The sequence below is a fragment of the Phyllobacterium sp. 22229 genome, assembly GCF_052056495.1.
Lineage (GTDB): Bacteria > Pseudomonadota > Alphaproteobacteria > Rhizobiales > Rhizobiaceae > Phyllobacterium > Phyllobacterium myrsinacearum.
Genome location: NZ_JBQEPA010000002.1, coordinates 62011 through 86519 on the forward strand (window position 1 = coordinate 62011; position 24509 = coordinate 86519).

Annotated in this window: 23 protein-coding genes; 11 read left to right on the forward strand and 12 right to left on the reverse strand. The window is 59.2% G+C overall.

The annotated features are described in order from the left end of the window. Positions 1 to 9 precede the first annotated feature (9 nt). On the reverse strand, positions 10 to 954 hold the full coding sequence (locus tag ACTJJ7_RS02620) for a LysR substrate-binding domain-containing protein (protein WP_440965171.1): 945 nt from the start codon (positions 952 to 954) through the stop codon (positions 10 to 12). Positions 955 to 1074: 120 nt separating this feature from the next. On the opposite strand from ACTJJ7_RS02620, the gene ACTJJ7_RS02625 reads away from it, so the two are divergent. Together ACTJJ7_RS02625 and ssuE are read left to right on the forward strand one after the other, a co-directional pair. After that, positions 1075 to 2481, forward strand: coding sequence for an LLM class flavin-dependent oxidoreductase (locus ACTJJ7_RS02625; RefSeq protein WP_440965173.1), 1407 nt, complete (start codon positions 1075 to 1077; stop codon positions 2479 to 2481). Positions 2482 to 2489: 8 nt separating this feature from the next. Next, positions 2490 to 3083, forward strand: coding sequence for an NADPH-dependent FMN reductase (gene ssuE, locus ACTJJ7_RS02630; protein ID WP_440965175.1), 594 nt, complete (start codon positions 2490 to 2492; stop codon positions 3081 to 3083). A 22-nt stretch (positions 3084 to 3105) separates the two neighbouring features. Here ssuE and ACTJJ7_RS02635 read toward each other — a convergent pair whose 3' ends face one another. The 7 genes from ACTJJ7_RS02635 to ACTJJ7_RS02665 form a co-directional block, all read right to left on the reverse strand. Continuing rightward, the gene (locus ACTJJ7_RS02635) at positions 3106 to 4329 is read right to left on the reverse strand and encodes a sensor histidine kinase (protein WP_440965177.1); all 1224 of its coding nucleotides are present in this window, start codon (positions 4327 to 4329) and stop codon (positions 3106 to 3108) included. 56 nt (positions 4330 to 4385) lie between these two features. Then, positions 4386 to 4925 (reverse strand): hypothetical protein, encoded by a 540-nt coding sequence (locus ACTJJ7_RS02640; RefSeq protein WP_440965179.1) that lies wholly within the window; start codon positions 4923 to 4925, stop codon positions 4386 to 4388. Further along, positions 4915 to 5619, reverse strand: coding sequence for an FkbM family methyltransferase (locus ACTJJ7_RS02645; RefSeq protein ID WP_440965181.1), 705 nt, complete (start codon positions 5617 to 5619; stop codon positions 4915 to 4917). The genes ACTJJ7_RS02640 and ACTJJ7_RS02645 overlap by 11 nt, the downstream gene beginning before the upstream one ends. Before the next feature lie 59 nt (positions 5620 to 5678). Further along, positions 5679 to 5930, reverse strand: a complete 252-nt coding sequence (locus ACTJJ7_RS02650; protein WP_440965183.1) for a hypothetical protein — start codon at positions 5928 to 5930, stop codon at positions 5679 to 5681. Further along, the gene (locus tag ACTJJ7_RS02655; RefSeq protein ID WP_105733611.1) at positions 5927 to 6217 is read right to left on the reverse strand and encodes a hypothetical protein; all 291 of its coding nucleotides are present in this window, start codon (positions 6215 to 6217) and stop codon (positions 5927 to 5929) included. The genes ACTJJ7_RS02650 and ACTJJ7_RS02655 overlap by 4 nt, the downstream gene beginning before the upstream one ends. A gap of 143 nt (positions 6218 to 6360) precedes the next feature. After that, on the reverse strand, positions 6361 to 7662 hold the full coding sequence (locus tag ACTJJ7_RS02660; RefSeq protein ID WP_158531282.1) for an ATP-binding protein: 1302 nt from the start codon (positions 7660 to 7662) through the stop codon (positions 6361 to 6363). Between the two features lie 70 nt (positions 7663 to 7732). Next, positions 7733 to 8278, reverse strand: a complete 546-nt coding sequence (locus tag ACTJJ7_RS02665; protein WP_440965185.1) for a hypothetical protein — start codon at positions 8276 to 8278, stop codon at positions 7733 to 7735. A gap of 394 nt (positions 8279 to 8672) precedes the next feature. Here ACTJJ7_RS02665 and ACTJJ7_RS02670 point away from each other — a divergent pair, with 394 nt between their 5' ends. The 4 genes from ACTJJ7_RS02670 (at position 8673) to ACTJJ7_RS02685 (ending at position 12918) form a co-directional block, all read left to right on the forward strand. Then, positions 8673 to 10427 carry an alkaline phosphatase gene (locus ACTJJ7_RS02670; protein WP_440965187.1) on the forward strand — a complete coding sequence of 585 codons (1755 nt, stop codon included), beginning with the start codon at positions 8673 to 8675 and terminating at the stop codon, positions 10425 to 10427. A 67-nt stretch (positions 10428 to 10494) separates the two neighbouring features. Beyond that, positions 10495 to 10959, forward strand: a complete 465-nt coding sequence (locus ACTJJ7_RS02675; RefSeq protein ID WP_130272736.1) for a hypothetical protein — start codon at positions 10495 to 10497, stop codon at positions 10957 to 10959. A 4-nt stretch (positions 10960 to 10963) separates the two neighbouring features. After that, positions 10964 to 11650: an ABC transporter ATP-binding protein gene (locus ACTJJ7_RS02680; RefSeq protein WP_440965189.1), complete on the forward strand. Its 687-nt coding sequence runs from the start codon at positions 10964 to 10966 to the stop codon at positions 11648 to 11650. Then, positions 11647 to 12918, forward strand: a complete 1272-nt coding sequence (locus tag ACTJJ7_RS02685; protein WP_440965191.1) for an FtsX-like permease family protein — start codon at positions 11647 to 11649, stop codon at positions 12916 to 12918. Before ACTJJ7_RS02680 ends, ACTJJ7_RS02685 begins: the two co-directional genes overlap by 4 nt. Positions 12919 to 12923: 5 nt before the next feature. Here the strand turns inward: ACTJJ7_RS02685 and ACTJJ7_RS02690 are convergent, their stop codons facing one another. Further along, positions 12924 to 13769 carry an SDR family NAD(P)-dependent oxidoreductase gene (locus ACTJJ7_RS02690; protein WP_440965193.1) on the reverse strand — a complete coding sequence of 282 codons (846 nt, stop codon included), beginning with the start codon at positions 13767 to 13769 and terminating at the stop codon, positions 12924 to 12926. 112 nt (positions 13770 to 13881) lie between these two features. On the opposite strand from ACTJJ7_RS02690, the gene ACTJJ7_RS02695 reads away from it, so the two are divergent. Beyond that, on the forward strand, positions 13882 to 14787 hold the full coding sequence (locus ACTJJ7_RS02695) for a LysR family transcriptional regulator (RefSeq protein WP_440965195.1): 906 nt from the start codon (positions 13882 to 13884) through the stop codon (positions 14785 to 14787). Positions 14788 to 14843: 56 nt separating this feature from the next. Here ACTJJ7_RS02695 and ACTJJ7_RS02700 read toward each other — a convergent pair whose 3' ends face one another. Further along, positions 14844 to 17921, reverse strand: a complete 3078-nt coding sequence (locus ACTJJ7_RS02700; RefSeq protein ID WP_440965197.1) for an efflux RND transporter permease subunit — start codon at positions 17919 to 17921, stop codon at positions 14844 to 14846. A 9-nt stretch (positions 17922 to 17930) separates the two neighbouring features. Continuing rightward, a complete protein-coding gene (locus tag ACTJJ7_RS02705; protein WP_440965199.1) occupies positions 17931 to 19064 on the reverse strand; it encodes an efflux RND transporter periplasmic adaptor subunit in 1134 nt (377 codons plus the stop codon). Positions 19065 to 19571: 507 nt separating this feature from the next. Between ACTJJ7_RS02705 and ACTJJ7_RS02710 the strand changes: the two genes are divergently transcribed. The 4 genes from ACTJJ7_RS02710 (at position 19572) to ACTJJ7_RS02725 (ending at position 23185) form a co-directional block, all read left to right on the forward strand. Beyond that, the gene (locus tag ACTJJ7_RS02710; RefSeq protein ID WP_130272729.1) at positions 19572 to 19928 is read left to right on the forward strand and encodes an ArsR/SmtB family transcription factor; all 357 of its coding nucleotides are present in this window, start codon (positions 19572 to 19574) and stop codon (positions 19926 to 19928) included. A gap of 48 nt (positions 19929 to 19976) precedes the next feature. Further along, positions 19977 to 20399 (forward strand): arsenate reductase (glutaredoxin), encoded by a 423-nt coding sequence (gene arsC, locus ACTJJ7_RS02715; protein WP_440965202.1) that lies wholly within the window; start codon positions 19977 to 19979, stop codon positions 20397 to 20399. Beyond that, on the forward strand, positions 20392 to 21105 hold the full coding sequence (gene arsH, locus ACTJJ7_RS02720; protein ID WP_440965204.1) for an arsenical resistance protein ArsH: 714 nt from the start codon (positions 20392 to 20394) through the stop codon (positions 21103 to 21105). The genes arsC and arsH overlap by 8 nt, the downstream gene beginning before the upstream one ends. Before the next feature lie 103 nt (positions 21106 to 21208). Continuing rightward, positions 21209 to 23185 (forward strand): oleate hydratase, encoded by a 1977-nt coding sequence (locus ACTJJ7_RS02725; RefSeq protein ID WP_440965206.1) that lies wholly within the window; start codon positions 21209 to 21211, stop codon positions 23183 to 23185. Positions 23186 to 23212: 27 nt separating this feature from the next. On the opposite strand, the gene ACTJJ7_RS02730 is transcribed toward ACTJJ7_RS02725, so the two are convergent. Further along, positions 23213 to 24505 (reverse strand): c-type cytochrome, encoded by a 1293-nt coding sequence (locus ACTJJ7_RS02730; protein ID WP_440965208.1) that lies wholly within the window; start codon positions 24503 to 24505, stop codon positions 23213 to 23215. Positions 24506 to 24509: the final 4 nt, after the last annotated feature.

Below are 24509 nucleotides of genomic sequence, written 5' to 3' on the forward strand. Positions count from 1 at the left end.
GCCGCCGGGCTACTTCTGAAGCTTGGACGCCAACAGTGCGGGCGCGTTCACACAGCGCAGGCATTCATCGATGAACCATGATTTGAAAGCCGCAACAACGGACCGTTGTGTGCTTCTGCGCGGCGTGGTGATGCAATAGGGATTGGCAAGGTCGAGCACGTGATTGCAGGCAACCACCAGCTCTCCCGCTTCCACTTGGCGGGCACAGAACAATCCCTGCGCGAGCGTTATGCCCAATCCGCCGCGCGCCAGGTCGAGCGCAGCCATGGACGAGTTGGCAGTCATCCCATGCTGGATATGGCGGCCGGGCGTCACACCGGCGGAGGCGAACCAGTTTCGCCATGATGGAAAGGAGGCTCCCGCAGGTCCCCAGTCGGTGTGGATCAAGGGGACTGACAGCAACCTTTCCGGAGAGGCCATCGGGTCATGCCCGGCCAGGAACTGCGGCGAACACACCGGATAGACCGCATCGGTGCCAATCGCTTCGGTGACATGTTCCGGATAATGAAAGACACCGTAGGACAGGCGCATGTCGATGAGATCGCGGTCGAATGGCACCGGATCATCTTCCCCCCTGAGGGAGATGTCGACCGGGCCGTGGATATCGACGAATCGCGGCAGACGCGAGGAGAGCCAGCCCATGGCAACGGATGGTGCCACCGACACCACCAGCGAGGACCGCTGATTGCCGCTGCCAAGCTCACGCGACACGCTCCTGAGTTCATTGAAGGCATTGGCAAGCCGCGGAAAAATCTCCAATCCGGCCTCGGTCAGCACGACACGCCGGTTGATGCGATGAAACAGCTTGCGCCCCACCTGATCCTCAAGTGCGCGAATGAGCTGACTGACCGCGGCGGCCGAAATCGCCAATTCTTCGGACGCAGCGACAAAGCTTCCACAGCGGGCGGCGGCCTCGACCGCCTGCAAGCCGCGTAAAGAGGGGATACCCGTCATCCCATCACCCCGAAATAGATAAGTTGAACTTATCTTTCTTGCAGAAATCATCGCTTTTGCAAAGGGAAAGCCTCGCCTAATTTAGCTGGCAGCGCAGGATACGGCCATTCCGGAGCAAGCGTGATCAACGAAACACCGGCCAAGGGAAGGTCTGCCATGCCGCGCCGTCAGATGATTTTAGCTGGCTTTTTCTTCAATCCCCAGGGAGATCATCGCCTGTCATGGCGGCACCCGCGTGCACCCGTCCGCGAGTTTCTCGATCTGGATTACTATCGCCGATTGGCAGAGGCTGCGGAGCGCGCCAAGCTCGATACGATCTTCATCGCCGATCATCTCGGCATCTGGAACACCTATGGCAGCGGGCTGGCGCATTATGCCAATCCCAGGCTGGAGCCTTTATCGCTCGTATCGGCTCTATCTGCAGTCACCAAGGACATCGGCTTCATGGTGACGGCGTCGAGTTCCTACAACGAACCATTCAACACTGCCCGCATGTTTGCTTCGATGGATCACATCAGCAGAGGCCGGGTCGCTTGGAACGTGGTGACGTCGGCTCTGGAAGAAGAGGCCGCCAACTTTGGCCGCGATGCCAATATCGAGCATGCGGTCCGCTACGAGCGTGCCGCCGAGTTCCTCGATGTGGCCAAGGCCCTGTGGGACAGCTGGGAGGACGATGCACTCGTCATCGACAAGGCCACCGGCCTTTTCGCCCATCGTGAACACGTGCATTATCTCGACCATCGGGGAAAGCACTTCAAGGTAAAGGGGCCGCTCAACGTACCGCGGCCGCCGCAGGGCCATCCGGTGATCGTCCAGGCCGGGTCGTCCGATGCGGGCAGAAACCTGGCTGCGGCACATGCGGATGTGCATTTTGCCGTCATTCGCAGCGAGGCGGAAGGGCTGAGCTATCGCGCGGATATCAACAGCCGCCTGGCGAAATATGGCCGCGCGCCGGAAAGCCTCAAACTCCTGCCGGGTATCCTGCCGATCGTCGCTGCCTCCGCATCCGAGGCGCAGGAAAAACAGGACTATCTCGAGACTTTGATGCTCGATGCGGTTGCCGTCGATCTCCTTTCCAGTTGGGCGGGGGTGGATTTGTCCCGCTATCCGCTCGATGGACCAGTACCGGACCTGCCTGACGAGGGTACGTTCAACGGCTGGCGCACGTGGCTGGCGCTTGTCAAGGACGATGCCAACAAGGGTCTTTCCATACGCCAGCTCGCCCGCAAGATCGCCAATACCGGCTCGGTTCCGCTGGTTGCCGGGACCGCTTCGCAAGTCGCTGATCAGCTGGAGGCCTGGTTCGTTTCGGGGGTGGCTGACGGGTACAACCTGATGTTTCCGCTGCTGCCGGAGGATTGGTTGAATTTCATGCAGACCGTGGTGCCGGAATTGCAAAGGCGCGGCTTGTTCAGAACCGAGTACGAGCCCGGCACATTGCGCGACCGTCTGGGGCTGGCGCGCCCGCAGAATGCATTTGCTGTCCGTCGCGAAGCGCCGGATCGCGTCCGGGCCGGAAAAGCGTGAGTTCGTCCATGGGCAACCGGAAAGTTCTGGCCATATCCGCAAGCCCTTCCGCCACGTCCAAGACCGCGAGGGTGGTCGAGGCGGTCCTGGAAGAATTGCGCGGACAAAAAATCGACACGGAGCACGTCGTTCTGCGGCATCTCGATCCCGGTGCCTTGCTGTCAGCCGACGCGCAGGCCCCGTCGGTGGCGTCGTTCCTGGAAAAGGTTGCCGCCGCCCATGGTCTGATCATCGCCACGCCGATCTACAAGGCATCGTTTTCCGGCCTGTTGAAAGCGGGTCTGGACGTGCTCCCGCAGTTTGCGCTGGCTGGGAAGGTCGTCTTGCCGCTCGGCACGGGCGGCAGCCTCGCCCATGTCCTGGCGCTTGATTACGGTCTTCGGCCGGTGTTTCAATCCATGGGTGCCCGGCATGTGGTCCAGTCGCATTACGTATGCGAGAGCGATTTTCCCAAAACCGGCGAAATGATATCGCTGCTCGACCCGCTTTGGGCTGCGCTTCGTCACGCCTGCGAGAACTTCGTCTATTCCCTGACCGACGATGAAAGGGCGGCGATGCTCGGACATCCGCGCGGCGCGGTCCCTCGTGTGAACAGCCAATGACCACTTTTGAGGGCAGGCCAGATCAGGCGCGTGCCGGCTGCACCCCCGGCTTTTGATTTGCCGGGCGCAACGGATAGCGAATTGTTACTTCTGTCCCGGCTCCGGGAGCGGAACTTATCTTGAGTTTGCCGGCCATGGTCCGGACCATTTCAACACAGCCTGACAGACCCAATCCGACATGGCCGCCATCCCGCGTCGAGTAGAACGGTGTGACGGCAAGTTTCAATTGGTTTTCGTTCATGCCAATTCCATTGTCTTTGATCCTCAGGATCAGCTGCGGCCGGAACAGGAAGGGCCGCTTCACGCGGGCGTAAACGCCGATGGAGGCATGAGGATTGTCTTTCACGGCAACTTCGGCATTTGCGATCAGTTCATCGATGATGAGGTGAAACTGTGAATTCGGCACATGGGTCCTGGCTGCGTCGTCGTCGATATCCAGCAAGGTCGTGGCCTTGCGGTCCGATATGACGGAGTGAATCACCGATCCGAGGGTTTCATGAACGGTTGGCTTGGTTGAGTATGCAATTCTCAAAAGCCCGGCGTTGATAGTGTCCAATTCCGACGCGGTTTTCCGGGCCGCTCCCACCATGTTCATATCGGGCGGCTGATCTTCCTTGAGAAACTCGAGGAACAACATCAAGGCGGCGATGCGTGTCCGCGTCATATGCGCAAACAAGGTGGAGAAGGAACGGATATGATGGTCCTTCCGGCGCTCGTAAAGCGCTCTTTGATGCATGAACAGGCCGGCCAGAATGACTGCCAGAACGGCCATTGCGAACAAAAAGGTGTTGCGTTGCGCGTTGGCCCGTATTTGTGATGTTGCGCTCAATGTCGTGCTCTGATCAACCGCAGCGCCTGAAATGTCGATCATGTCTTCCTTGATATGCAGCAAACTCGACAGAACGCTGGAATACTGGTCCGAACGGTCGATGAATGGTTTCACGCCGGTCTGCAGCAGGTCTTGCGCGCGGCCCAGCTTTCTCATGCCTTCCGCTTCAAACCAGTCCTCAACGCCCGGTTGAGCGCGCAGGTACCTGATATTCAGGTCGATGATTTTAATATTGTTGGGAAATTCGGGATCGAGCTTGCCGGTGGCCATTGCCAATCTGAGATTGCCGATTGCGATCGCCAGTTGTTCGCGAATTTGCGCCGCGCGCCATTGAATTTCGAAGGTCCGGTTGAGAAGCGTATCGGTCTGGGCGCGATAGGTATCAGTTCTCAGAAACGTCCAACTGCTCAAGATCATCGCGGCGACCAGGGCTACATAAGGTAGAAACCACGCGGATTTGAGGAGCCTCTTTTTCATTTCACACCGCGGATATTGACAACAAACCAGACCCAGATGGCATTGCGCGCGGGAACATAGGATGGCGGAAGCTTATCCTGCGGCCAAACGATGAAAAATGGACCTGAGTCATCGAGCGTGAGCCGGGTGAATTCCTGTCCCGGCGTACACCGGCCATTGTCCCGATCCGGTTTCGTGCAGGCGCGCTCATAGGCCAGGACCGGATGGTATTGCCTCACCTCGTCCATTTTGATCTTTGAACGAAATTCGTTGTAAGCGGAGGCTTCAATCGAAACGTCGCCGTCCAGCTTGTGCTGCTTGAGCACATCCATCAGGAGCGGGCCGCGATATGTGATGGTCTCCGCTTTGGCCGTCCACGGCGTTTCCGTCTTCAATGTCACAATGGAATAGCTCGATTGCAATTGATCGGCGGTATAGCGCGTGGCAGGACCGGATCCGTCTGGCTCGACAGTCAGTACGGTCGGATCCGAAGCCCATGCCGGGCTTGCCACTCCAAGCAAACCAGCCATCAATGCCGCCAGAAGGCTAACGCGCATTGACCTGCTCCAACTGATATTCGCGCGTGACTTCGCTGCGGGTGAAAACCAGACATGCGCCGCTGGAGGCGCGCGGGTCATAGGCAAAGCCCTTGGCAGCAAGTGCCGCCATGATTTCCCTCACGCCAATCAATCCATACAGGTGATCGTGCAGCTCGACGAAAACCCGCTCGACGCCGGGAAGAGCCGCATCGATAAGCAGGCCATGTTCCGCACCTTCGATGTCCATGACCACGACATTGATCGCGTGCTTTGCGACGAATTGATCAATGTCGCCGGAAATCACATCGAGCGTACTCTCATAGGGTCCCTGGTGTTCATAAACCGACGACATCCAGAGATCACGCCGGATATAGAACTTGAAGCGTTTGGGTGTGCCGGCTGTCAGTACCCCGGTCGTCAACTCAACATTCTCATGGCCGTTGGCTTCGATGACTCGCGCCGCCAGATGCGCCGTGGACGGGTTGGCATCAAAGGACCAGATGTATGTGCCTTCCACCCGTGCCATGATCGACGTGACGACGCCCAGACCGGTTCCCAATTCCAGCACCCTGTCATTGGGCTGGACCGCATGGGTAACAAGGTGCACTTCCCTGGCTTCATAGTCGCCTTTGGTCAGTGCCGCCCAAATAGTCGGTGAAACTTCCTGGCTGTCGATCGGGATTGTCACACCATGTACGACGGGATACGCCATCTTCAAACTCCGTTGGGTAGAAAGCCGTCCTTTTAAGAGCTTGGCTTACATCTTCTTGTTTACTTCGCCATTGCTTCGCCGTCGATGGCTATCTTGTCATCTGCCGGGCATACCATGCGCCAGATGAGCCGGGTGGCACGGCCGGGACAGGTTGAAACATGGGGGATGGATCGGTTCGTTGCGGGCAGGGCCGCAGCGCGTGCTTTATCGGGCTGGCTGACAGCACCGGGAGAGGCCTTTGCCCATTCAGGCCGGCACTGACCGGCGCCCGTGGCATATTCGTTCATCGGATGGTCGATCTGTCTTCTCAAGAGCGGCTTTTAATCTTGCTGGTCACAATGCGGATGAGACGGCGGATTGCCCGCTTGTTCGGGCTCTCCCCCATCTTCTTGAAGCGCTGATGCAAAAAACCATCAATTTCCCGTACGGATACACTGGCCAGGTCCGGTCCATAGCGTGCCATCAGAGCCTGTTCGATCATTTCGAGATCGCGCGTGGTTGGGTTGTAGCCAGACGTGGTAATGGCCAAGGGTAGTGACTGGTGTATCAGGTATCTGGCTAGTTTCGATAACTCCGGATCATTGTCCAATTCTGCCATAAATTCTCCCATGTGCTCTGCGGCACTATAGAACAATTATGCCCTTAAAGCCGAACGAGCACCATACCGCCAGACAGAGAAATTTGGCGATCGTCCTGCCATCTGCGCTGTGTTCTGTCTTCTGCCAAATTCCGGAATTTTGTTCAGGTGACTTTCCATCTTATCGCGGGAAGATTGGAGAGCGGGCAGGAGAGGGTTACCCGGGTTCCCTTGCCCTTGGCGGATTGAATGGAAAGAGAGCCGCCCATTGTCTGAATCAGCCGCGCGCACCCGGTTAAACCCAGGCCGCTGTGACCGCGCGCTTCGCCCTTGGTCGAGAAAAAGGGCGTCGTGGCTTTTCTTATTTGCTCGGCGGTCATTCCAACCCCGGTATCTTCAATCACGATGATCAGATTTCCGCCAATCGTCCATCGCTGCCGGATGTCGACACTGATGATGATCTCGGCATTGGCAACACCATCGACCGCGTCCTTGGCATTACGCAAAAGCTCCTGAAGCATTAGGTGAAACTGACCTTGGGGTACCAGCAGCTGGGTTGCCTTGATATTGGCGCGCAGTGTCGGCACAACGGCGGCGTCCGAGCGATCTATTTGATCAAGGATCGTGCCCAAGGTAACGATAGGCGTATTGTCCTGATCAAATTTTGGATATGCAATGCGCGCCAGCCAATCGGTCACGACCGAAAGATCGGTGATGCGTTTACGGGCCATGTCGAGGAGCATCGGATCAGGCTTGTCGTCCGGCGTCAGTGTCTCGTGCATCCACATCGACAATCCGCTTATCCGCGTAAAGGTCATGTGGGAAAAGAGCAGCGCGAACTGCCGGACCTGATTGTTGTAGAGCGATTTGCTGCGGTAGGTGACGAAGGCCATGAACATCGCCATTATCACCAGGGCAAATGCGAAGGTAAAGGCCAGGAAGAGATTGTCGTACAGCGCTTTCTGTTCGAGATCAGCGGTCCTTTTTTGCGTGTTTCCCAGGTTTCCCGTGGTTGTCAGGACAATGTGCGGCCACAGTTCCTCCAGCCCCGATACGATCATCTGGTAGTCCGGATTTGCAAGCTGGAGCTGGGGTTTGATGCTCTTGTTGGCGAAATCGAGGAGAGCTCTCATCTGATCTATATCCGCTTGAGGCATTATTTTGCTGGTATAGGTCAGGCCGACAAGCGTTTTGGTGTTGATGATAAGATATGTGCTGTCGGTGAGGATTTTCGCGCGGTAATCCGGAGCATTGGTGAGAGCGGCCAGTCTCGCCCACCCCATGATGCTCACCATTTTTTCACGCGCCTGACTGGAGCGCCATTGGATTTCGTTGACTTCGGCAATAACCCCATTGGACTTGTTGCGCGCGCTGTTGGTTTCAATGAAGGAAACAAGACCGAACAGCACGCAAATGCCAAAAATCAATCCAAGTACGTAGGCTCCGTAAGTCCGAAAAAGGTGCATCAGATAATCTGCCAGCAGTTTGAATGAAGCCTTTCCGCACGCATCTGCAAGACGATCGAAACGCTGCTGTTCATTGATCGGGCTGCAATTCGGACAAGAACCAGACCCATCTGGAATGATCGCTTGGATCGAACGATTGCGGCAGCTCCTCGTATGGCCATACAATGAAGAACGGTCCAAAATCCTCGGTTTCAAGCGATCGCATCTTGCCTTGGGTACAGGCCCCCGATTGCGCTTCGGTTGCGTTGCACGCGATCTGTGACGCAACGATCGGGCGGTACTTCTGTATTTCCCGCATGTCGATTCTGGCAGCGAAATCATTGGGGGCAATGCCGATAACCACCTTGGCATCGGCAAGGCCGTTCTTCTTAAGGATTTCCAGCAGCGAAAAGCCCCTGTATGTCCGCTTTTCACCGTTGGTCCAAGGCGTCTGGGTCGTGATGTCAAGGTAGGCGAATATTTGCGCAAGATCGGCTTCGCGATAGGACGCAAGCGGTGTGCCGCGCACCCGTTCGACAACCAAAACGCCGGGATCCGAACTGATGGCATGAGAGGCGGTGATTCCGCCTAGCAGAGTGAGCCCGGTCAGAAGGGCTGGCAACCGGCCTGCATGCATGATGTGCGTCGATCCCCTGTTCGAATACGTCACTGTTGCCAGCTGACAATCGGCTGTGTACCGCTTCCCGGCCAGGCGCAAGCCCCTTGCGGCACGCTCGCTCGATGTTTTGAAGCGAGGCTTGGGCCATTTGTGCCTTTCTAGCAGGCGCATGGATGGAAGAATAGGTATCAGCCGGGCACCTATTTCAAGCCATGTCAATGACACGGGAATAGGGGCCGCGCGCTCGTTTCAGGTAACTATCCGGCCCGGCAAAAGGACGCGCCATGGCGAGCGCGTACGGTGACGATCGTGTCCTCAAGGCCGATAGCTGCAAAAACTGGCGCGATTTCATCTGGCTGTCATCGGGGATTTATAAAGGGAGGGGGAAGCTAACCAAGTTTGGGGGTATGAAATGCGTAAACTTTTCCTTGCGGCGGCGTCGGCGGCACTTTTGTCCGGGGCGGCCCATGCGACAACGATCTATCCGCTGGACCGGGCCACGGTCCTTGCCGGCTCGCCATTCGATTTCAAGGTTGAATTCAGCAAGGTTGTGAAGCCGGAAGACGTGAAGGTCACGATCAACGGCGAGAGCTACGACGCCGTTTTCGGCAAGGCTGCCCAATTCGTCGCCGAGGAGAAGGGTGCCGAAGACAAAGTGCTCGGATCCGCGCTCATCCTGCGTGACATCAAGCTCGCAAAGCCCGGCCAGTACAAGGTCGAGGTATCGGCCGGCGACGAGAAGAAGTCCGTCGGCTGGGATGTCTACACGACATCTGACACGCCAAAAGCCAAGAACATCATCTTCCTGCTGGGCGACGGCCTTTCCGTCGCGCACCGCACCGGCGCCCGCCTCATGTCCAAGGGCATGACCGAGGGGAAAGCCAATGGCCGCCTTGCCATGGATGACATTCCGCCCGTCGCCTTCATCGGCACGTCCTCGACCTCGGCCATCGCCACCGACAGCGCCAACACCATGTCGGCCTACATGACTGGCCACAAGTCCGCGGTCAATGCGCTCGGCGTCTATGCTGACCGTACACCGGCCAGCCAGGACGACCCGAAGGTTGAAACGATCGGCGAGGCTCTGCGCCGCACCGGCAAGAAGTCGCTCGGCATCGTGACGACATCCGAAGTGCAGGACGCGACCCCTGCGGCCCTCGTTTCCCATACGCGCAAGCGTGCCGACAAGGCCGACATCGTCGGCATGATGTACAACGTCAAGCCGGACGTGCTGCTCGGCGGCGGCTCGGCCTACTTCCTGGCCAAGGACGTGCCCGGTTCGAAGCGCAAGGACGACAAGGACTATATCGCGCTCTTCAAGGAGGCGGGTTACGCCCTCGCCACCGACAAGAACGAACTGGCCGCCGCGGCCGGCTCGAATCAGGACAAGCTGCTTGGTCTCTTCCACACCGGCAATCTCGACGTCACGCTCGATCGTGAATTCCTCAAGAAGGGCACTGTCGACAAGTTCCCCAACCAGCCGGGCCTGGTTGATATGACCAAGGTGGCGCTCGACAGGCTGTCGAAGAATCCGGATGGCTTTTTTCTGATGGTGGAGGCTGCGTCCATCGACAAGATGAGCCATCCCCTCGATTGGGATCGTGCTCTTGTCGACACGATTGAATTCGACAAGGCCATCGCGGCTGCACGCGACTTCCAGGCAAAGAACCCGGATACGCTGATCGTCGTCACCGGCGACCACACGCATGGCGTCTCGATCATCGGCACCGTCGATGATGACAAGCCGGGCACGGAAATGCGCGACAAGGTCGGCACCTATGCCGCAGCAGGCTTCCCGAACTATGAAGACAAGGACGGCGACGGCTATCCGGACCGCGTCGATGTCTCCCGCCGTCTGTTCATCGCAGCCAACAACGGTCCTGACCATTACGAGACCTTCCGTCCGAAGCTCGATGGTCCTTTCGTTCCGGCCATCCAGAACGAGAAGAAGGAATATGTTGCCAATGAATCTTACAAGGACGTGCCCGGCGCCGTCTTCGTTCAGGGCAACATTCCGCGCGATGAGGATAGCGGCGTTCATGCGGTGGACGATGTCGTGCTGCAGGCCGTTGGCCCGGGCGCGGAAGGCTTCCGCGGCTACATGGAACAGAGCGACGTCTATCGCGTCCTGGCTGACGCCTTCGCACTCGGCGCGTCAAAGATGTAAATCTGTCCGGTTGACGAACAGGGCGGGCGGCTTTCGGCCGCCTGTCTTGCTGTTTAAGGAGATTGCGATGACGGAAAAGAAGACCTTTGCCATCGGCCGCCGGGCGCTGCTCACGGCGGCTGCGGTCTTGCCTTTCATGGGCATTGCCGCACGCGCAAGCGCCGCTGAAAAGCTGGGCTTCGGCGAGCTCTACAAAAGCTTTGGTCCGCTCGGTCTCGAATTTTCCGACAAGGTGAAGCAGTTGAGCGGCCAGGAGGTTGCCATCAGCGGCTTCATGGCGCCGCCGCTCAAGGCGGAAGCGGCATTTTTCGTCCTGACGGAAATCCCGATGTCGCTCTGCCCGTTCTGTTCGTCCGATGCCGACTGGCCGGACAACATCATGGTCGTCTATCTCTCGGCCAAGCAGACCTTCGTCCAGTTCAATGCGCCGATCGTCGCGCGCGGCGTCCTGGAATTCGGCTCCTGGACTGATCCGGAAACCGGCTTCATCAGCCAGTTGCGTCTCCGGAACGCCGCCTTCAGGACCGTCTGACGCCATGCTCACGCTCGATGTTTCCGATCTACAAATGCACTTTCCGGGCCTGGCGGCGCCGGTCCTTGCCATCGAACGATTTCATTTGCCGGCCGGCGGCCAGCTGGCGATCACCGGGGCTTCTGGCTCGGGCAAAAGCACATTCGTGAATGCCATTACCGGCCTGGAAAACGTCACGCACGGCAAGGTTTCCTGGAACGGCACGGATATCACCCGCCTTTCCTCCGGCCAGCGCGATGCTTTTCGTGCGCGCAATATCGGCCTTGTCATGCAGGATTTTCATCTTTTTCCCGGTCTTTCCGCTTTCGAAAACGTGGTGCTGCCAGTCAGGCTCGCCCGCCGGCTGACCGCCGGGGAACGGGAGCGCGCTCTGACGCTGCTTGCGGCCACCGGGATCGACCGGGTCAGTCAGAAGATCGAGACATTGTCGCGCGGTGAAATGCAGCGTGTCGCCGTCGCCCGCGCGCTGCTGCAGCGCCCCGGCGTTATCGTCGCGGATGAGCCGACGGCCAGTCTTGACCGCCATGCGGGCAACGAGGTTGCCGAGCTGCTGCTGCGGCTTTCAGCAGAGCAGGGCACGACGCTGGTGGTGGTCACGCATGATGCCTTCCTGGCGGAGCGTCTTGGCCGCCGCATCTGCCTGGCGAGCGGGCGTGTCGACGAGGATAGTGGAGAGAGTGCCGCGCAATGATGACATTCATTTTTGCCGACCTGCGGCGTTTCTGGAGCGGGGCGCTCGCCGTAGTGGTGCTCATTGCGTTGTCGGTGGCGTTAAGCGTGACCGTGACGCTGCAGGAGCGGGCTGTCCGGCTCGGCAGTGCGCGTGCGGCCGAGAAGTTTGACCTGCTGGTCGGAGCCGCAGGCAGCGAAACCCAGTTGGCGCTTTCCGCCGTTTTCCTGCAGCCGGCACCGCTGCCGCTGATGGATGGCGCCGTTCTTGGCCGCCTCGCTAACGATCCGCGCGTCGAATTGGCGGCGCCCGTCGGCTTTGGCGACTCGGCAGACGGCTTTCCGATCGTCGGCACCACGACAAGCCTGATTTCGGCGCTGTCTCCGAACCTGTCGCAAGGGGCGCATTTTTCGCGCCTTGGCGAGGCGGTGGTTGGCTCTGACGTGGCGCTGTCGCCGGGCGCGCAAATCAAGCCGATGCACGGCACGGCGGAAACGGGCGGTGAAACCCATACGGCCATTGCCTACACGGTGACCGGCCGCATGACGCCGACCGGAACCGCCTGGGATCGCGCCATCCTGGTGCCGATCCGGGCCGTATGGCAGCTTCACGGCATGCATGGTGAAGAGCATCATGACCATGAAAACGAGGAAGCCGGGTCGCACGATGCCGGGGAAAAAGATCATGGCCATGAGCATGAGCACGGCCATGTCGATGCGGATGCGCCGCTGGACGAGCATTTCGACGCGCAGTCGCCGGGCGTTCCGGCCATTCTCGTCAAGCCGAAGACGGTTGCCGACGCCTACCGCCTGCGGCAGGAATACCGCACGGGCGCAACGCTCGGCGTTTTCCCGGCAGAGGTGCTGACGCGGCTCTACGCGACGTTGGGCGACGCCCGCAGCCTGCTTCTGGCCATCGCCCTGGGCACGCAGGCCATCGTCATCGCCGCGATCGCATTGGTGACGATCATGCATGTCGGGACGAGGTGGCGTCAGATCGGCGCCTTGCGCGCGCTCGGCACGCCGGTTCGCTCGATCATCGTGCTCGTGTGGGGAGAGCTTTTCCTGCTGTTCGTCGCGGGGATCGCATCGGGAATAGCTCTCGGCTATGCTGCAGCGTCAGCGATCTCCGCGCGGCTGACCGCGTCGACGGCCGTCCGGCTGCCTGTCGAATTCGCGCCGGACGATCTGTGGCTGGCGGCCGGTTTTCTCGCCGTCGCGGCAGCGGTTTCCATTGTTCCCGCTCTTGCCGCCTTGCGTTCCAGCCCCGCCGCCGCTTTACGCGCCTAGCGGTCTCATCCCAACCCATGCCGTTCATCTGTCGCGAAATCGGTGCTGCGGGTGATATCTTCCCAGGCATCGATCTCATCGGCGATCTGATCCAGCTTGCTCCGGGCGCGGCGCAGCGCATCGCTGCCCAGAAGCAAATGAAGCGGCGGGTTGCCGGAGCGGGTGAGAGCGATGATCGCTTGTGCCGCGAAATCCGGATTGCCCTGCTGCCGGCCCGCGGCGGAATCGAAGGCGGCGGAACTCCGTCCAACCGTCTCGGCGTAGGCGGCATCTTCGGCATCGCTTTTGCGGATCGAGTGAGACGAGAGGAAATCCGTCCGGAATGCACCGGGCGCAACCGCCGTTACCTTGATCCCCAGCGGCGCGACCTCCAGTGCCAAGGCTGAGGAGAGGCCCTCAAGCGCATATTTGGCGGCAGCATAGACCGCTGATCCGGTGGTTGGCGCGCGACCGGCGATCGACGTGATGTTGATGATGTGACCGTGGCCCTGCGCGCGAAGGTGAGGCAATGCGGCCCGGATGATCCGGAATGGCGCAAAGACATCGACGGAAAACAGTCTCTCCACATCCGCATCCGATGCTTTTTCCAGCGCACCCAGCAGCCCGTATCCGGCATTGTTGACGATGACGTCGATCGGACCCGCCATTGCAAAGGCCTTGGTTATGCTGGCAGCCGCCGCCTGACCGTCGGCGAGATCGACAGTCAGGACATGCAAAGTGCCGCGATCATGCTCAAGGTCGAACGGCCCCGTCCGGACTGTCCCGATCACGGTATCCCCTTCTGCCAATGCCGCCGCCGCAAGGGCTTTGCCAAGGCCACGTGAAATTCCGGTGATGAACCAAACTGTCATTTTCTAACCTCTTTGATGAACTGGAGAGACAATGCCATGAGGGCTTCCTCTTTATAATACACCAAAAAATTACATAGCTTGTTAGGTGGGCTAAGTAATGTATGCTGCAAAAATGGATATTTTGCTCGCCGGACATGATTACAATCAGCTTCGCGCCTTCATCGCCGTTGCCGAATTTCTGAGCTTCAGCCGGGCTGCCGACAGCCTCGGCGTCTCGCCTTCGGCACTCAGCCAAATGGTGCGGAATTTCGAGGAACGGGTGGAGACGCGCCTCCTTCACCGGACGACGCGGAACGTGTCCCTGACGGAAGCCGGTGAAAATCTGCTTCAGCGGGTCAGACCCGCGGCATTCGAGTTGGGACATGCCGTCGCGCAGGCCCGCCGTACGGGGGAGAATCCCGCCGGAACAGTGAAGGTGCATTCGTTCCGGTCAGCGGCGCGAAAACACATCGAACCCATTCTTGCCGGCTTTACCGAACGCTACCCCGACGTGCTGCTCGATATCACGGTCGATGACGAGGTCACTGATATCGTCGCGGGAGGTTTCGATGTGGGGCTGCGCATAGGTGAGGTGATCGAGCGCGACATGATCGCCGTTCGTTTGGGATCGGAGCTGCGGCAGGTGGTGGTGGCGACACCGGATTACCTCGCGCGCCATGGACGTCCGGAGCACCCGCGCGATCTCGTCGGTCATCGCTGTATCCGATGGCGCTGGCCGGGCCGGACGACGCCATACGCCTGGGAATTCTTCGAGAACGGCGCCTGGTTCAGTGTTTCGGTTGAAGGCCCGCTGATCTTCAGTGACAAGGAAATGGCGCTCGGTGCGACCCTCAAAGGAATCGGGATCGGCTTTCCCATCGAAGACACGGTTGAAGAACACATTGCCGAAGGCAGGCTTATCAGCCTGCTCAATCCATGGTGTGCTGCATTCCCCGGATTGTTCCTGTGCTATCCCAAACAGCGCCATATGGCGCCAGCGCTGCGTGCCTTCATCGATACCGTTCGAGCCGGAGCCTGAATAGCCGTTTTGGGCTCTCCGCGCCGTCAGTATCATCAACGGCTCAACTGCCCTCTTCAGTGCGTGGAGGGCGAGGTCTCCGCGGACGCAACCGGCTTGGCCTGATGGTCCGCAGCCAGAAGCATGTACACCGCAGGCACCACGAAGAGCGTGAACAATGTGCCGATGGCCAGCCCGGCGGCGATCACCAATCCGATGCTGAAACGGGCGGCCGCACCGGCACCGGTGGCCAGGATGAGCGGCACCACGCCGAGAACCATGGCGCCTGTTGTCATCAGGATCGGCCGCAGCCGGATGCCGCAGGCGCCTTCAATGGCCTCGCGCTTTGATTTTCCCCCGGCCTGCAGCGTGTTCGCCACCTCGACGATCAGAATGCCATGCTTGCTGATCAGCCCCATCAGCGTGACCAGCCCGACCTGAGTATAGATATTCATGGTTGCGCCGCCGATACCGAGGGTGATGAAAGCGAGCGCACCCGCAATCGACATGGGCACCGATACAAGGATGATCAGCGGGTCGCGGAAACTGTTGAACTGTGCCGACAGGGCCAGGAAAACGATGATCAGTGCGAGGGCGAAGGTCGTGGCCATCCCGCTCGACTCCTGCACGAACTGCCGGGACTGGCCGCCATAGTCGACGGTATAGCCTTGCGGCAGTGTGCGCGCCGCGATTGATTTGAGGGTGTTCAGCGCATCGCCGACGGCAACGCCCGGTGCCGGGACGCCGGAAATGGTGGCTGAGTTCAATTGCTGGAAATGCGCGACGGAGCGCGGCGTTGCCTGGAGTGTGACCGTCGCGATCGCCGAGAGCGGGATCTTGCTGCCGTTCACGCTCGCGACGGGATAGCTCATGATCTGGTCAATGGTTTGGCGGGAGCGCTGTTCCACCTGCGGGATGACCTGATAGGAGCGGTTGTCGATGCTGAAATAATTGACGTAGCCGCCGCCCAGCATGGAGGCCAGTGCCGCCCCCACATTGTTCATCGACAGGCCGAGCGCCGACGCCTTGCTGCGGTCGATCTGGATCGAATATTGCGGATTGTCGATATTGAGATCCTTCATCAGGAAAATGAACATGCCCGATTTCTGCGCTTCCTGCAGAAAGGCATTGGACACGTCATTGAGCTGGTCGAAACTGCCGGTGCTGCCGATGGCGAACTGCACCGGCAAGCCGCTGGCGCCGGGCAGCGGCGGTATCTGGAACACCACGGCCTGACCGCCGGCGATGCCGGCCATCTGGGCCTGCACCAATGGCTGCAGATCGTTTGCAGTTCGCTTGCGTTCGTCCCACGGTTTCAGCACCATGCCCTCGAACGATGTGCCCGGCGCCTCGACCTGCAGGGTCTTGTCCGTTTCCGGGAAGCTGCGGAAGATCTTGGTGACCTGGTCAGAATTGAGCAGCTTCTGCTGCAGCGTCGCATTTGGCGCGTTGGTTACCTGCGCGCCAAGAAAGCCCTGATCCTCATTGGGCGCCAGTTCATTCTTGGCGCTGGCATAGAGGAAATAGATGCTGCCGAGGACGATTGCAGCGAACACCAGCGTCACCACAGTCGTGTTCAGGCTGCCGTGAAGCAACCGCATATAGGGGCGATGAATCTCCGAGAAACGACGATCGATGAAATCCGAGATGCGCTCCTCCCAGCCGCTGCGGTCGGTGAGGTGCGGTTTCAGGATGCGCGAGCACATCATGGGCGTCAGCGTCAGGGCGATGATCATGGAAACACTGACGGAGGCCACCAGCGTGAAGGCGAATTCCGTGAACAGCGCGCCGGTCAGGCCGCCCTGGAAACCGATAGGGATGTAGACGGCGACCAGGACAACGGTCATGGCCAGGATCGGCCCGACCAATTCGTGCGCGGCAGCCAGCGCCGCCTGCATGGGGGGCGCTCCTTCTTCGATATGCCGGTTGACGTTTTCGACGACGATGATGGCGTCATCGACCACGAGGCCGATGGCCAGCACCAGGGCGAGCAATGTCAGAAGATTGATGGAAAAGCCCATGATCAGCATCAGCGCGAAGGTGCCGATCAGCGACAGGGGTATGGCGACGATGGGAATTGCGACAGAACGCGGCGAACCGAGAAATGCGAACACCACGAAAATAACGATGATCAGGGCTTCGACCAGGCTTTTCACCACCTCATCGATCGATTTCGTCACGAAAGTGCTGGAATCATAGACGATGTAGCCTTCCAGCCCCTGCGGCAATTGTGCCTGAATGTCCGGAAACACCGCGCGGACGCCAGCGATCACGTCGAGCAGGTTTGCCGTCGGCGCGATCTGGATGCCGATGAACACGCCGGTCTGCGCATCGAAGCCCACCTGGACGTCGGTGTTCTGCGATCCGAGTGCAACGGTGGCGACATCCTTCAGGCGCACGATCGCTCCGCCGATCTGCTTGACCACCATTTCCTTGAATTCGTCGGCCGAATGCAGATCGGTCCGTGCCGTCAGCACGGTCTGGGTCATCTGGCCGCGCGTCGTGCCGATGCCGGAGATGTAATTGTTGGCCGCGAGTGCAGTCCACACGTCGCCTGCCGTCAATCCATAGGCCGACAGCTTGTCCGGCTTCAGCCAGGCCCGCAGTGCGAAGGTTCTGCCGCCGAGAATTTCCGCTGTCTGGACGCCATTGACCGTCTGCAATTTGGGTTGAACCACACGCGCCAGATAGTCAGTGATCTGGTTGCTGGCCAGAATATCGCTGCGAAAGCCGATATACATGGCGTCGATGGTCTGGCCGATGGAAACCGACATGGTCGGCTGCTGCGTTCCGGTCGGGAGCTGGTTGAGCACCGAGGACATCTTGGCGTTGATTTCGGTCATCGCCGCATCGGCATCATAGTTGAGACGCAGATTGACCGTGATGGTGGAGCTGCCGCTCGTGCTCGACGAGGTCATGTAGTCGATGCCGTTGGCCTGGGCGATGGCATTTTCAAGCGGCGTGGTGATGAAGCCTGCAATCACATCGGGCGCCGCGCCGGGATAGACGGTGGTGACCGTGACGACGGCATTCTGCGTGCGCGGGAATTGGCGCACCGTCAATGTGCGGAAGGATTGATAGCCGATGACGACGATCAACGCACTCACCACCAGGGCAAGAACGGGGCGCCGGATGAAAATGTCGGTGATGTTCATCGCCGCGCCTCAGTTGGGGTTTGGTGGTTCAGCATTTGGATCGTTCGCAGGCTGCACCGTATTGTTGACAATCACCGGCGAGCCGTTGCTCAGTTTCAGCTGGCCTGACGTGACGACGACCTCTCCGGCATTCAATCCCTTCGTCACGGCGATCTGATCGCCGCGTGCCTGACCGGTGGTGACGAATCTCTGGCTGGCTGCGAATTGCGGCTTGCCATCGGGGCCCTTGTCCTTTTCGGTCACGATATAGACGACATTGCCGTAGGGATTGATGGTAACGGCGGTCTGCGGCAGCGTGATATAGCTTTGCGGCTCGCCCACCACCACGGACACATTGCCAAACATGCCGGGTAAAAGCTTGTGATCGGGATTGGCGAGACTGGCGCGGATCGTGAGGTTGCGGCTCTGGCTGTCCACCAGCGGGCTGATCGCCGTGATCTTGCCGTCAAAGGCCTGATTGCCGTAGGCGTCCAGCGTTGCAGTCACTGTCTGGCCGACCTTGATCTGCGACAGGGCCTGCTGCGGCATCGAGAAGTCGAGTTGAATGGGATCAAGCGACTGCAAGGTGACAACCGCAGTTCCCGCAGCCAGATACTGACCGAGGCTGACCAGTTTGATGCCGAGCCTTCCGTCGAAGGGCGCGCGGATCGAATACTGATCGATCAGTGCCTGCTGTGCCACGACTTGCGCCTGCGCAGCTTTCAAGGTTGCCAGATCGCCGTCGACCTGTGACTGCGGAATGGTGTTCGTCTTGATCAGCTTGGAATCGCGATCATAGGTGATCTGCGCATTCACCACGGTGGCCTGGTACTGCTGCAGCGTGGCGATCTGCTGATCGGCAAGCAGTTGCACGATCAGATCGCCCTTCTTGACGTCCTGACCATCCTGAAAGCCAATCTTCTGCACAATGCCCTGGACCTGCGCCGAAAGGCTGGCCCCTTCGACGGCATTGAAACCACCCACGGATTGCAATGTCGTCTGCCATGGGCTCATCGCAGCCGTGATTGTCGAGACCGTTTGCGGCGGCGCCTTGAGGTTGGCGAGATAGGCTGCGATCATGCGGTTCTTGAATGCCTGAAAGCCGAAGATTCCGCCCAGGATCAGACCTATCACGATCAGCATGATCACCATGCGTTTTATCATGGCTTCAGACTCTCACGTTAAGGACAAGCCGGTGCAGCACGTATCGGTGCCAGGTCCGGCAGGTCGCGTGGAAAATGCCCGTGCACCTCTGCTGTCGCAAGACCGGCGCCGCCGCGGCTGAAACCGGGGGCGTTCAAACCGGCAATTCTCAAACAACGCGGACCGGTCAAGCATCACTGACAGACCTTCATTTTCCGATTGAGTACGGATTGGTTGCGAGAAGTAGAGAGGTTCCTGTTTTCGATTTCAGACTGCGCACAAACGGAATATGTGCGAAGCCAAGCATAAGTTACAACGTCGTATCAGGCCAGCCGGTGAACATCGGACGCAAAACCAGGCACTTCATGCATGGTATGACAAAGCACGCGGAATTCGACATTAATATATTATAATTATTCAAATAATGATTTGATCGCAATATTGACAAAATTATGGAAGCCCGCGCCTTCTCGAAGAGGCGAAGCGCCGCTCTTGACATCTGGATAATATATCGATAAATCCAGATATATGGGAAAAGAAAACACCATTGAGGCCTTTTCGGCTCTTGCTCAAGCCTCGCGCATGGACGCTTTCAAGCTGATTGTGATGCATGAACCGGAGGGAATCGCCGCCGGGGAAATAGCGCGCATGCTCGATATTCCCCAGAACACCATGTCGACGCACCTCGCGATCCTGTCGCGGGCCGGGCTGATTGCTTCGGAACGCCAGAGCCGCTCCATCATCTACAAGGCCAGATTCGAGAACCTTCGCGCGGCGATCAATTACCTCTTGAAGGATTGCTGCGCGGGTCATCCTGATATTTGTGCGCCGCTCATCGCTGACATTGTTCCGTGCTGTCCGCCCGCGCAGACATTCACTGGCTGATAGCCTCTGCACGGATGCGATCAAGGTCAAAGCAGAAAGGAATGCCCGATGACCGTCACCATTTATCACAATCCATCCTGCGGCACGTCCCGCAACGTTCTCGCGCTCATTCGCAATCCCGGCATCGAGCCGGCGATTATCGAGTATCTCAAGACGCCGCCCGCCCGGCAGGAGCTGAAAGACCTGATCCGCAGGGCAGGGCTGACCGTGCGCGCGGCCATTCGCGAAAAGGGAACGCCGTATACGGAACTGGGGCTCGATGACCTGTCGTTGAATGACGAGCAGCTGTTGGATGCCATGGAAGCACATCCGATCCTGATCAACCGTCCCTTTGTGGTGACGGAAAAAGGCGTGCGCCTGGCCCGGCCGTCCGAAGCAGTTCTCGATATTCTGCCAAGCCCGCAGCAAGGAGCGTTCACCAAGGAAGACGGCGAGGTTGTTATCGACGGTGAGGGGAAGCGTATTGTCTGATTTGCCCAATACGGTATCCGGCATTCTGCACGTTCCGGATAGTGAAAAGCTGTCTGCACCATTTTCGGCGCACCGCCCGCGCATCCTTCTGCTCTACGGCTCCATCCGGAAGGTGTCCTACAGCCGCTTTCTGACCCAGGAGGCGGCGCGCCTGCTGGAACATTTCGGCGCCGAAACCCGGATTTTCAATCCGGCGGGGCTGCCCTTGCCTGACGATGCGCCGGTTGACCATCCGAAAGTCCAGGAGCTGCGCGAACTCTCGCTGTGGTCGGAAGGGCAAGTCTGGACCAGCCCCGAGCGGCATGGTGCAATGACCGGGGTGATGAAATCGCAGATCGACTGGATACCCCTGGCCATGGGCGCGATCCGCCCCACGCAGGGGCGGACGCTGGCGGTCATGCAGGTGTCCGGCGGATCGCAATCATTCAATGCGGTCAACCAGATGCGGGTGCTCGGCCGCTGGATGCGCATGATCACGATCCCGAACCAGTCGTCGGTTGCCAAGGCGTATCAGGAGTTTGACCAAAACGGCCGGATGCAGCCGTCAGCCTATTATGACCGCGTCGTCGATGTGATGGAGGAACTGGTCAAATTCACGCTGCTGACGCGCGATATATCCGGCTACCTCACCGACAGATACAGCGAAAGAAAGGAAAGTTCCGCAGCTCTTGAGCAACGGGTGAAGCTGAAGTCAGCAACGGAGTAAGAAATACCTTTCAAGTCTGTCTTCCCGGTCTTTCATGACGTATGGTTTTGCGCGGGCCGCATGCCATGTGGCCGGAATTCAACATGGTTCGGAGAGAGGTGTCATGACCAACGCAGACGAAACCACTGCTGCATCCGGCAAGACGTTTACGGTCGAGAACGACACGACTGCCGCCTATTGGCACAACAGCGCCGGCAATAGCCTGCCGCCTCCCGACATGATGGGAGCTTATATGCGCAACCGCCCGGTTCCGGCCGGGTCGGCCGAACGCCGCAAGGCGTGGATCATCGGCAGCGGCATCGCAGGCCTTGCCGCCGCCTTCTACATGATCCGCGACGGGGGCACGGCGGGCGAAGACATCACCATACTGGATACGATGCAGATCGAAGGAGGCTCGCTTGACGGCGCAGGCAACGCCGAGGACGGCTATATCGTCCGTGGCGGCCGCGAGATGAATTGGAACTACGACAATCTGTGGGACATGTTCCAGGACGTGCAGGCGCTGGAACTGCCCGAGGGCTACAGCGTTCTCGACGAGTATCGGCTGGTCAACGATAATGACCCGAATTTCTCAAAAGCCCGGCTGATGCACAAACGCGGCCAGATCCGTGATTTTTCGACACTGGGTCTCTCCAAGCCGCAGCAGTGGGAGCTGATCCGCCTGCTGCTGAAGCGCAAGGAGGATCTCGACGACATCACCATCGAGCAATATTTCAGCGCGGGCTTCCTCGAGACCAATTTCTGGTATCTCTGGCGCTCCATGTTTGCGTTCGAGAACTGGCAGAGCCTGCTTGAGATGAAGCTCTATATGCACCGGTTCCTCGATGCTATTGACGGGCTCACCGATATGTCGGCGCTAATCTTCCCGAAATACAATCAGTTCGACAGTTTTGTTCGTCCTTTGGTGAAGCATTTGCGGGAACGCGGTGTGAAGGTGCAGTTCGATACGCGCGCCTATGATCTCGACATGGCCGTTGCAGGCGAGACGCGCACGGTGACGGCCATCCGCGCCAAGGTGGGCGGTGCCGATACCGCCATTGCGGTTGGCCCGAAGGATCTGGTTTTTGCGCTCACCGGGTCGATGACCGAGGGCACCGCTTATGGCGATATGGACAATGCTCCGGTGCTCGACCGCGGCAGGCATGATCCGGGCGACGCCAGCGATTGGGCACTGTGGAAGAATCTCGCCAGGAAATCGCCCATCTTCGGCAAGCCCGAGAAGTTCTACGGCAATGTCGACGGTTCGATGTGGGAATCCGTTACACTCACCTGCAAACCGTCTGCCTTTGTCGAAAAGCTGAAGAAACTTTCGGTCAACGATCCCTATTCGGGCAAGACGGTGACCGGCGGGATCATCACCTTTACAGACTCCAATTGGGTGCTCAGCTTTACCTGCAACCGCCAGCCGCACTTCCCGACGCAACCGAAGGATGTCCTGGTGGTCTGGGTCTACGCATTGCTGATGGACAAGGAAGGAAATTACGTCAAAAAGGCCATGCCGGCCTGCACCGGGCGAGAAATCCTGGCCGAGCTTTGCTATCATCTGGGCATTGAGGATCAATTGGACGACGTGGCGGCAAACACCAAGGCGCGCATTGCGCTGATGCCCTATATCACGGCGCAATTCATGCCGCGCGCGGCGGGCGACCGGCCGCATGTCGTGCCTGCCGGCTGCACGAATCTTGGCTTGATGGGTCAATTCGTCGAGACGTCGAACGACATCATCTTCACCATGGACAGTTCAATCCGCACCGCGCGGGTCGCGGTGTATAGGCTTCTCAACCTGAAGAAACAGGTGCCTGACATCAGCCCGACCCAGTATGATATCCGCTCGCTGCTGAAAGCCGCCCGCGCGCTGAACAATGGCGAGCCGTTTCCGGGCGAACGCCTGCTGCACCGGCTGCTGGACAAGACCTATTATGCCCATATCCTGCCGCCACTCCCCGAACCCGATTCGGCCAAGCGCGAGGCTGCCGAAGGCGAACTGACGGGGCTGCTCGGCAAGGGCAATCAGGCGCTCGGCAGCGTCCTCGGCTGGCTGGAAAAGGTCCGGGAAAGTTTCAATCCGCACAAGCGCTAGGGCTTGTGCGGCCACTGGCAAGGCAACCTAGTCCGCGTGGCGCGCCGATGCGACATCGGCTGTCTTGACATCAGGCTCCCGGCCGCCCCATGTCGCCCGTGCCCAGTTGGCAAGGTCGGCAACCTGCTGATCGGTGAGCTTGTCCTTGAACGCGGGCATCGGCTGCATGCGCTCAAGACCCGGAAAACGTTGCGCGGGAATGCCATTAAGGACGGTGCGGATGAAATTGCGCGCGTCATTGATGCGCAGTGACGTGTTGGTGGCCAGCGGAACCGCGACGTGCGGAATACCTTCGCCCTGGGCACCGTGGCAGCCCGAGCAAAGATTGAGATAGGTTCCCCGTACCGATGCCGCCAGTTCGGGAGCCACATTGACCGGCTTGGGCGCTGGCGGCGGCGTGGATTGGTCCGGTGCGGCGTCGAGGTTGAACAGATAGACCGAGAGCGCCTTCATATCGTCGTCAGTCATGTACTGTGTCGAGAAATGAACAACCTCGAACATCTGGCTGGTCATCGCACCCCCGGCAAAAATGCCGGATTTCATGAAGCTCGCCAGCAAGGGGACGTCAAATCCCATGCGTGTCAGCCCATCCTTGGTGATATCAGGCGCAGCGACGCCTTCAATGACCGTTCCCTGCAGATACCTTGTTTGCTCCATGCCTTGCATCAGGTTGCGCGGCGTGTGGCACTCGCCGCAATGGGCGAGGGCATCGGTGAGGTAGCGGCCCCTGTTCCACAATGCGGATCGTGCCGGATCATCTGCTGGCACCGCGCCCGGCAGATTGACAAGATTCCAGAAGGTAAGCGTGCGGCGGATATTGAACGGAAACGCCAGGCCGTTGGCTTGATTCTTCACCGGCATGGGTTCGCGGGTCATCAGATAGCTATAGACCGCATCAACATCTTCCGTGGTCATCTGCCGGTAGGAGGCATAGGGCATTGCCGGATAGAGATGTTTCCCACCCTTGCCGATACCATCGCGAACAGCACGCTGGAACTCGTACCGGGTCCAGTTGCCGATGCCATTTTCCTTGTCTGACGAAATATTGCTGGAGTAGATCGTGCCGAACGGCGTTTGCATCGGCAGCCCGCCGGCCCACGCAGCCCCGCCCTTTGCCGTGTGACAGGCATAACAATCCGCGGCAACCGCGATATAGGCACCCCGTTGCGCCAATGCTTTCATCTGGTCAGCAGTCAGGGGTTGCTCGACGTCCTTGGCCACGACGCTTTTTTCGAACAGGCCGGCAAAAACGCTGCCTGCGGCCAGCCCGCCGCACACGATCAGTATCGCCAGGATCCAGAGTAGCCTGTGCAACGTCATGGAC

What these genes read in the sequence shown, in the direction of transcription:
- ACTJJ7_RS02645 (WP_440965181.1), bottom strand. Translation starts at nt 5,619, where the DNA reads ATGGCGTATCCCGTCGTACATGGTGTGACAATCCCGATCGACAGCCAG.
- ACTJJ7_RS02705 (WP_440965199.1), bottom strand. Translation starts at nt 19,064, where the DNA reads ATGATAAAACGCATGGTGATCATGCTGATCGTGATAGGTCTGATCCTG.
- ACTJJ7_RS02700 (WP_440965197.1), bottom strand. Translation starts at nt 17,921, where the DNA reads ATGAACATCACCGACATTTTCATCCGGCGCCCCGTTCTTGCCCTGGTG.
- ACTJJ7_RS02695 (WP_440965195.1), top strand. Translation starts at nt 13,882, where the DNA reads ATGGATATTTTGCTCGCCGGACATGATTACAATCAGCTTCGCGCCTTC.
- ACTJJ7_RS02680 (WP_440965189.1), top strand. Translation starts at nt 10,964, where the DNA reads ATGCTCACGCTCGATGTTTCCGATCTACAAATGCACTTTCCGGGCCTG.
- ssuE (WP_440965175.1), top strand. Translation starts at nt 2,490, where the DNA reads ATGGGCAACCGGAAAGTTCTGGCCATATCCGCAAGCCCTTCCGCCACG.
- ACTJJ7_RS02660 (WP_158531282.1), bottom strand. Translation starts at nt 7,662, where the DNA reads ATGCACCTTTTTCGGACTTACGGAGCCTACGTACTTGGATTGATTTTT.
- ACTJJ7_RS02655 (WP_105733611.1), bottom strand. Translation starts at nt 6,217, where the DNA reads ATGGCAGAATTGGACAATGATCCGGAGTTATCGAAACTAGCCAGATAC.
- ACTJJ7_RS02670 (WP_440965187.1), top strand. Translation starts at nt 8,673, where the DNA reads ATGCGTAAACTTTTCCTTGCGGCGGCGTCGGCGGCACTTTTGTCCGGG.
- ACTJJ7_RS02690 (WP_440965193.1), bottom strand. Translation starts at nt 13,769, where the DNA reads ATGACAGTTTGGTTCATCACCGGAATTTCACGTGGCCTTGGCAAAGCC.
- arsC (WP_440965202.1), top strand. Translation starts at nt 19,977, where the DNA reads ATGACCGTCACCATTTATCACAATCCATCCTGCGGCACGTCCCGCAAC.
- ACTJJ7_RS02635 (WP_440965177.1), bottom strand. Translation starts at nt 4,329, where the DNA reads ATGATCTTGAGCAGTTGGACGTTTCTGAGAACTGATACCTATCGCGCC.
- ACTJJ7_RS02710 (WP_130272729.1), top strand. Translation starts at nt 19,572, where the DNA reads ATGGGAAAAGAAAACACCATTGAGGCCTTTTCGGCTCTTGCTCAAGCC.
- ACTJJ7_RS02730 (WP_440965208.1), bottom strand. Translation starts at nt 24,505, where the DNA reads ATGACGTTGCACAGGCTACTCTGGATCCTGGCGATACTGATCGTGTGC.
- ACTJJ7_RS02665 (WP_440965185.1), bottom strand. Translation starts at nt 8,278, where the DNA reads ATGCATGCAGGCCGGTTGCCAGCCCTTCTGACCGGGCTCACTCTGCTA.
- ACTJJ7_RS02685 (WP_440965191.1), top strand. Translation starts at nt 11,647, where the DNA reads ATGATGACATTCATTTTTGCCGACCTGCGGCGTTTCTGGAGCGGGGCG.
- ACTJJ7_RS02640 (WP_440965179.1), bottom strand. Translation starts at nt 4,925, where the DNA reads ATGCGCGTTAGCCTTCTGGCGGCATTGATGGCTGGTTTGCTTGGAGTG.
- ACTJJ7_RS02725 (WP_440965206.1), top strand. Translation starts at nt 21,209, where the DNA reads ATGACCAACGCAGACGAAACCACTGCTGCATCCGGCAAGACGTTTACG.
- ACTJJ7_RS02620 (WP_440965171.1), bottom strand. Translation starts at nt 954, where the DNA reads ATGACGGGTATCCCCTCTTTACGCGGCTTGCAGGCGGTCGAGGCCGCC.
- ACTJJ7_RS02675 (WP_130272736.1), top strand. Translation starts at nt 10,495, where the DNA reads ATGACGGAAAAGAAGACCTTTGCCATCGGCCGCCGGGCGCTGCTCACG.